At 71.9% G+C, this 6,000-nt stretch carries 6 protein-coding genes; 5 read left to right on the top strand and 1 reads right to left on the bottom strand.

The annotated features are described in order from the left end of the window. Positions 1-93 precede the first annotated feature (93 nt). The 3 genes from T398_RS20035 (at position 94) to T398_RS20025 (ending at position 2,897) form a co-directional block, all read left to right on the top strand. Complete coding sequence (locus T398_RS20035) at positions 94-663, top strand: coenzyme F420-0:L-glutamate ligase (RefSeq protein WP_496449023.1); 570 nt, start codon at positions 94-96, stop codon at positions 661-663. Between the two features lie 184 nt (positions 664-847). Beyond that, on the top strand, positions 848-1,450 hold the full coding sequence (locus tag T398_RS20030; protein WP_496449031.1) for a GNAT family N-acetyltransferase: 603 nt from the start codon (positions 848-850) through the stop codon (positions 1,448-1,450). Positions 1,451-1,478: 28 nt separating this feature from the next. Then, on the top strand, positions 1,479-2,897 hold the full coding sequence (locus T398_RS20025; protein WP_496449021.1) for an RtcB family protein: 1,419 nt from the start codon (positions 1,479-1,481) through the stop codon (positions 2,895-2,897). 38 nt (positions 2,898-2,935) lie between these two features. On the opposite strand, the gene T398_RS20020 is transcribed toward T398_RS20025, so the two are convergent. Next, positions 2,936-3,376 (bottom strand): archease, encoded by a 441-nt coding sequence (locus T398_RS20020; protein WP_496449019.1) that lies wholly within the window; start codon positions 3,374-3,376, stop codon positions 2,936-2,938. A 115-nt stretch (positions 3,377-3,491) separates the two neighbouring features. Between T398_RS20020 and T398_RS20015 the strand changes: the two genes are divergently transcribed. Both T398_RS20015 and T398_RS20010 read left to right on the top strand, forming a co-directional pair. Continuing rightward, positions 3,492-4,976: a flavin-containing monooxygenase gene (locus T398_RS20015; RefSeq protein WP_496449017.1), complete on the top strand. Its 1,485-nt coding sequence runs from the start codon at positions 3,492-3,494 to the stop codon at positions 4,974-4,976. Continuing rightward, complete coding sequence (locus T398_RS20010; RefSeq protein WP_496449015.1) at positions 4,969-5,898, top strand: SDR family NAD(P)-dependent oxidoreductase; 930 nt, start codon at positions 4,969-4,971, stop codon at positions 5,896-5,898. Before T398_RS20015 ends, T398_RS20010 begins: the two co-directional genes overlap by 8 nt. Positions 5,899-6,000 lie beyond the last annotated feature (102 nt).

Here is a 6,000-nt window from a genome sequence, read left to right as displayed (position 1 = left end):
ACTGCCGGCCGAGGGTTTCGCCGTTCAGCGAGGCTCGCCGCCGGACCCATCCGCCTGTGCACCTGTTGTCCTCACTCCCGCAGGAGCCCGACGATGACCGCTGTCCCGACCTGTGGTTTCTCCGCTTTCGCGCTGGAACCTTTTCCCGAGCTCCAGCCTGGTGCGGACCTGGCGGGCGCCATCATCGGTGTCCTGGCCTGTACTGGTATCGAGTTGCAGGAGGGGGATGTGGTGGTGGTGGCTTCCAAGGCCGTGAGTGTCGCGGAGAAACGCTACGTGGATCTGGCCAGTGTCGTCCCGGGCCTGGAGGCGCTGGAGTTGTCCGCTCGCACGGGCAAGCCCGCCGAGGTCGTGCAGCTGATCCTGGATTCCAGCGACAGCTACTTCCTGGCCACCGACAAGGGCCCGATCATCGCGCGGCACCGGCTCGGCTTCCAGCTCACCTCCGCCGGGATCGACCGGGCCGGCCCGCAGGGCGCGTGGCTGCTGCCGGTGGATCCGGACGCCTCCGCCCGGGCCCTGCGCGACGCGTTGATCGCCCACACCGGCGCGGAGGTGGCGGTGGTGGTCGCGGACTCCGACGGTCGTGCCGACCGGCGTGGGGCGACCGTCATCTCGATTGGCGCGGCGGGCGTGGTGTCGATGCTGCAACGCCGGCCGTGAGGCTGCTGATCACGGGCGCCGCTGGGACCATCGGCCACCCGGCCTCTGACCTCCCGCTCTGGCTGAGCGGCTCGGGGCCTGGGTTGGCCAGTTCCCGGGGGACGCGTCGCGAATATTCCCGGCGGCGGATGCTGCGGTGATGCGAGGATCGCCGTTCGGATCGGGACGGATGGGGAGGACGTTCGTGGAGGTGCGGCGGATCGGGCCGGAGTTGGTCGAGGCGGCGGCCGGGGTGTTGGCCGAGGCGTTTGACGGCTATTCCTGGACCGCGTGGACCGTCGGCGCGGATCGGCATCGGGAGCGGCTGGCACACCTCTTCGCGATGACCCTGACCACGGTTGGTCTGCCGTACGGGGACGTCTGGGCGGCGCTGGACACCCACGGCAGCCCGCAGGCGGTGGCGGTGTGGCTGCGGTCGGACCGGCCGGTGCCCGACCAGGTCTGGGCGGATGTGGCCGCCGGGAACGCGGAGTATGCCGGGGACCGGCATTCGGCGATGCTCGCCGCGGAGGCGGCCTGTGCCCCGCTGCGGGTCGCGGAGCCGGCGCTCTTGCTGGCCACGGTGGGGGTGCGCCCGGCGGGCCAGGGCGGGGGAGTCGGCGCGCGGCTGCTGCGTCCCGGCCTGGTCCAGGCGGACCGGGCCGGACTGCCCGCGACGCTGGAGACGTCCGCCTCGGCGAATCTACGGTTCTACCGGCGGTGTGGGTTCGAGGTGACCGGGGAGGTGACCGTGCCGGGCGGGGGACCGCGGGTGTGGGCGATGCGTCGTCCGCCGGCCCGCGTGTAAGCCGGACCGGACCGGGTAGGTCGCGCGGGTGGAGCTGGTTGAGGAGTCGCCGTACCGTTTCCGGATCGATCGACGGGAGCCGATGCGGGTTCCCGGAGTGGTGTTCGCGGCCGAGGCGCTGCTGCCGGAGATCGGGGCGGACGGGTCGTTGGAGCAGGTCGCGGCCGTCGCCACGCTGCCCGGCATCGTCGATGCCTCGTTCGCCATGCCGGACGTGCACCTGGGCTACGGCTTTCCGATCGGCGGGGTGGCCGCCACCGATGTGGCGGCGGGCGGGGTGGTCTCCCCGGGCGGAGTGGGCTTCGACATCTCCTGCGGTGTGCGGCTACTCACGGCCGACCTCGATCTGGCGGGGCTTCGTCCCCGGCTCGACGCGGTCATGGATGGGCTGGCTGAGGCGACCCCGCGCGGGGCGGGACGCGGCGCGGCGTGGCACCTGGCGGGCCGCGCGGACGTGGACGGGGTGCTGCGCGACGGGTCGCGGTACGCGGTGCAGCGCGGCTTCGGCGTCGAGCGGGACCTGGAACGCTGCGAGGACCAGGGTGCGCTGGGCGACGCCGACCCGGAGGCGGTCGGTGCACGGGCGATCGAGCGCGGCGCGAAGCAGGTGGGCAGTCTCGGTTCGGGCAACCACTTCCTCGAGGTGCAGGCCGTCACGGAGGTGTATGACCAGCGCGTCGCGGAGGTCTTCGGGCTCCGGCCCGGCCAGGTCTGCGTGATGATCCATTGTGGCTCGCGGGGGCTGGGGCACCAGATCTGCGCCGACTATGTGCGCCGGATGGAGAAGGCGATGCGCCGCTACGGTATCGAGGTGCCGGACCGGCAGCTCGCCTGCGCCCCGGTCTCGTCTCCGGAGGGGCAGGCCTATCTTGGCGCGATGGCCGCCGCCGCCAACTATGCCCGGGCGAATCGTCAACTGCTCACTCACGTGAGTCGGCTGGTCTTTCGTCGGGTCACCGGGGCGAGCCTCGACCTGGTCTACGACGTATCCCACAACCAGGCGAAGATCGAGACCCACGGGGTGGATGGCGAGCGGCGTTCGCTCTGTGTGCATCGCAAGGGTGCGACCCGAGCGCTGCCTCCGGGGCACCCGGACCTGCCGGCGGAGCTGGCTGAGGTCGGGCAGCCGGTGCTCATCCCCGGGTCGATGGGTACCGCGTCCTACGTACTGACCGGGGTCTCCGGTGCCCCGGCCTTCGCCTCCAGCTGTCACGGGGCCGGGCGGGTGCGCAGCCGGAAGCAGGCGGTGCGGGACGAGCGTGGCCAGGATCCGCGCGAGCAGCTCGTCGCGCAGGACATCGCCGTACGCGGTGCCTCCCGGCGTGGCCTGGCCGAGGAGATGCCGGCGGCGTACAAGGACATCGACGCCGTGGTCGAGGCGACCGAGGGCGCCGGGCTGTGCCGCAAGGTCGCCCGGTTGGCGCCGATCGGCGTCGTCAAGGGCTGATGCCCCCGGGGTCGTGCGGAGCTGACGGTGGTGCCGGCTCACACGTCCACGGTGAGCGCGCAGGACCAGCGGGGGCCGTCGGGGCCGAAGCGCAGCTCGTGCAGGGAGATGGCCTTCGGTACGGCGCCGGTCAGCTCCACCGTGTCGGCGTCGGTGGTCTGCCAACGTACGTGTAGCCCGTCCGCGCCGTCGTCGCGAACCTCGGTACGCAGCGGCAGCTCGCCCCTGGTCTCCATCCGGAAGATCACCTCCTCGAGGATGTTCACCAGCAGGTCTGCGTCCTCGTCGGCCGGGGCGTGGTACGCCCGTTCGGCGGTGGGTCGCGCCGGGCCCGGGTCGACGAAGGTGTCGACCAGGGCGGTGACCGCCTCGGCCACGCACTCCGCCCGGGTCGGCGCCCACGCCTCGATCCGTATGTCAGCGGTGTGCGGCAGGCAGTGGTGGCCGCGTTCGGGTCGTGGTTCCACGCCCCCGATCATCCGCTACGATCGCCTGCTCCGGACCCGGTTCGCCGCGGTGGGCCGCCGGGCCCTGTTGAGCGCGTTGACGGTCCTCGATAGAATTTAGTGCACAGGCTCGTTTACGGGAGACACCATGGCGACGACCGACCATGTTGACGTGCTCATTGTTGGTGCTGGTCTCTCCGGCATCGGCGCGGCCTGCCACCTGGCCCGGCACTGTCCCGAGAAGACGTACGCCGTGTTCGAGGCGCGGGGCGCGATCGGTGGCACCTGGGATCTGTTCCGCTATCCGGGTATCCGGTCGGACTCGGATATGTTCACTCTCGGCTACTCGTTTCGGCCCTGGAGCGACCCCACGGCCCTCGCCGGCGGCTCGTCCATTCGGGACTACGTCCGGGACACCGCCCGCGAGTACGGCGTCACCGAGCACATCCGCTTCCAGCACCGGGTCGTCCGCGCCGACTGGGACAGCCGTACCGCCCGGTGGACGGTGACCGCCCGCCGGGAGGGTGGCGAGGAGGTCGTCGTCACCTGCTCGTTCCTGCACACCTGCGCCGGCTACTACCGCTACGACCGGGGCTACACCCCCCAACTGCCCGGGGCGGAACGGTTCGCCGGCCGGATCCTGCACCCGCAGCACTGGCCCGCCGACCTCGACCACACCGGCCAGCGGGTGGTGGTGATCGGCAGCGGCGCGACCGCGGTGACCCTGGTGCCCGCGCTGGCCGAGCAGGCCGCCCACGTGACGATGCTGCAACGCTCACCCACCTACATCTTGGCGCTGCCGGCGCGGGACGTGGCCGCCGCCGCGCTGCGCCGGGTGCTGCCGGAGCGGGTGGTCTACCCGGTGGTCCGCTGGAAGAACATCCTGCTGCTCACGGCGAACTACCAGCTCAGCCGGCGGGCCCCCAACCTGGTCCGGCGGCTGCTGCGGCGGGCCGTGCAGGGCCGACTCCCGGCCGGGTACGACCTCGACCGGCACTTCTCGCCCCGTTACAACCCGTGGGACCAGCGCCTCTGCGTGGTTCCCGACGGCGACCTGTTCCACGCGATCGCGGCGGGCCGGGCCTCGGTCGTCACCGACACCATCGACACCCTCACCGAGACCGGGCTCCGGCTGGCCTCCGGCGAGGAACTGGCGGCCGATACGGTCGTCACCGCCACCGGCCTGGAGCTGCTTGCGCTCGGCGGCGCCCAGCTCACCGTGGACGGTGCGTCGGTCGATCTGGCCGACACGGTCGCCTACAAGGGGATGATGCTCTCGGGCGTGCCGAACTTCGCGATGACCATCGGCTACGTCAACGCCTCCTGGACGCTCCGGGCCGACCTGATCGCGCGGTACGTGTGTCGGCTCCTCACCCACCTCGACCGCACCGGGCAGCAGGTCGTCACCCCGTTGCCGCCGCCCGACGACGAGCGGCGTCCGCTTCTTGACCTCACCGCCGGTTACGTGCTGCGTGGCCTCGCCGCCCTGCCGCGGCAGGGGGCCCGCGCTCCCTGGCGGCTGCCCCAGAACTACCTACGAGACCTGTTGCTGATGCGGTACGGCCGGCTTACCGACGCGGGAGTCCAGTTCTCTCGGGCGGGCCAGCCGGAGCGGAGTCCTGCGGGTGCGTAGGTTTGACTACCATGGCGCGACCGCGGTGGTTACCGGTGCCGCCAGCGGGATCGGCGCCGCCCTCGCCCATGGCCTGGCGGCGCGCGGCAGTGACCTGGTCCTGCTCGATCGCGACGCCGAGCGGCTGGCCACCGTGGTAGGCGCGGTCCGCACCGCGTACCCCGACCGGCCAGTGGATCCGGTCGTCGTGGACTTCGCCGACGCGGCGGCCACGGCGGGGGCAGCCGAGCAGGTCCGTGTTCGCCACCCCCGAATCCGGCTCCTGGTCAACAACGCCGGAGTGGCCTTGGGCGGTCGGTTCGACCAGGTGACCCTGGCCGAGTTCCAGTGGGTGGTCGACATCAACTTTCGGGCGGTCGTGCAGCTCACGCACGCGTTGTTGCCGGCCCTGAAGGCGGAGCCCGGCTCGCACCTGGTAAACGTGTCCAGCCTGTTCGGGCTGATTGCCCCACCCGGGCAGGCCGCCTACTCGGCGACCAAGTTCGCCGTCCGTGGCTTCACCGAGGCGCTGCGCCACGAACTGATCGCCGACGGCATCGGTGTCACCTCCGTACACCCCGGGGGGATCGCCACCCGGATCACCGAGAACGCGCGGATCGGCAGCGGCGTCAACCGGGACGACTACGAGGTGGGCCGGCGGCAGTTCGACCGCCTGCTCAGAATCCCACCCGCCCGGGCCGCCGAGGTGATCCTGCGCGGCGTGGAACGCCGCCGGCCCCGGGTGCTCATCGGCTGGTCGGCGAAGCTGCCCGACCTGATCGCCCGGATCGCGCCGGGCGCGTACGGGCGGCTGCTGCGGATCGGGCTCAACCAGACCGCCGGTGCGCCGACTCGTCGACTGACCACGGGAGCCGCGCCGGCACCGCGGCCGGCCGACCAGCCGCCGACGTCGCCGTCACTCCCGGCGGACGACCTGGTGTGACCGCCGACGTCTGGTTCGCGTTGTCGCTCATGTCGTCTGCAGCCCTCACGACATCAAGATCTACGACCCGGCGGTCAACGTCACCCTGGTTTCTCTCTATTC

The organism is Salinispora goodfellowii, assembly GCF_059570675.1.
The sequence above is the reverse complement of the archived record's forward strand: the minus strand, read 5'-3'. Positions and strand labels throughout refer to the sequence as shown.

Coding starts and splice junctions, on each gene's coding strand:
- T398_RS20020 (WP_496449019.1), bottom strand. CDS start 3,376: ATGATCGGGGGCGTGGAACCACGACCCGAACGCGGCCACCACTGCCTG.
- T398_RS20035 (WP_496449023.1), top strand. CDS start 94: ATGACCGCTGTCCCGACCTGTGGTTTCTCCGCTTTCGCGCTGGAACCT.
- T398_RS20015 (WP_496449017.1), top strand. CDS start 3,492: ATGGCGACGACCGACCATGTTGACGTGCTCATTGTTGGTGCTGGTCTC.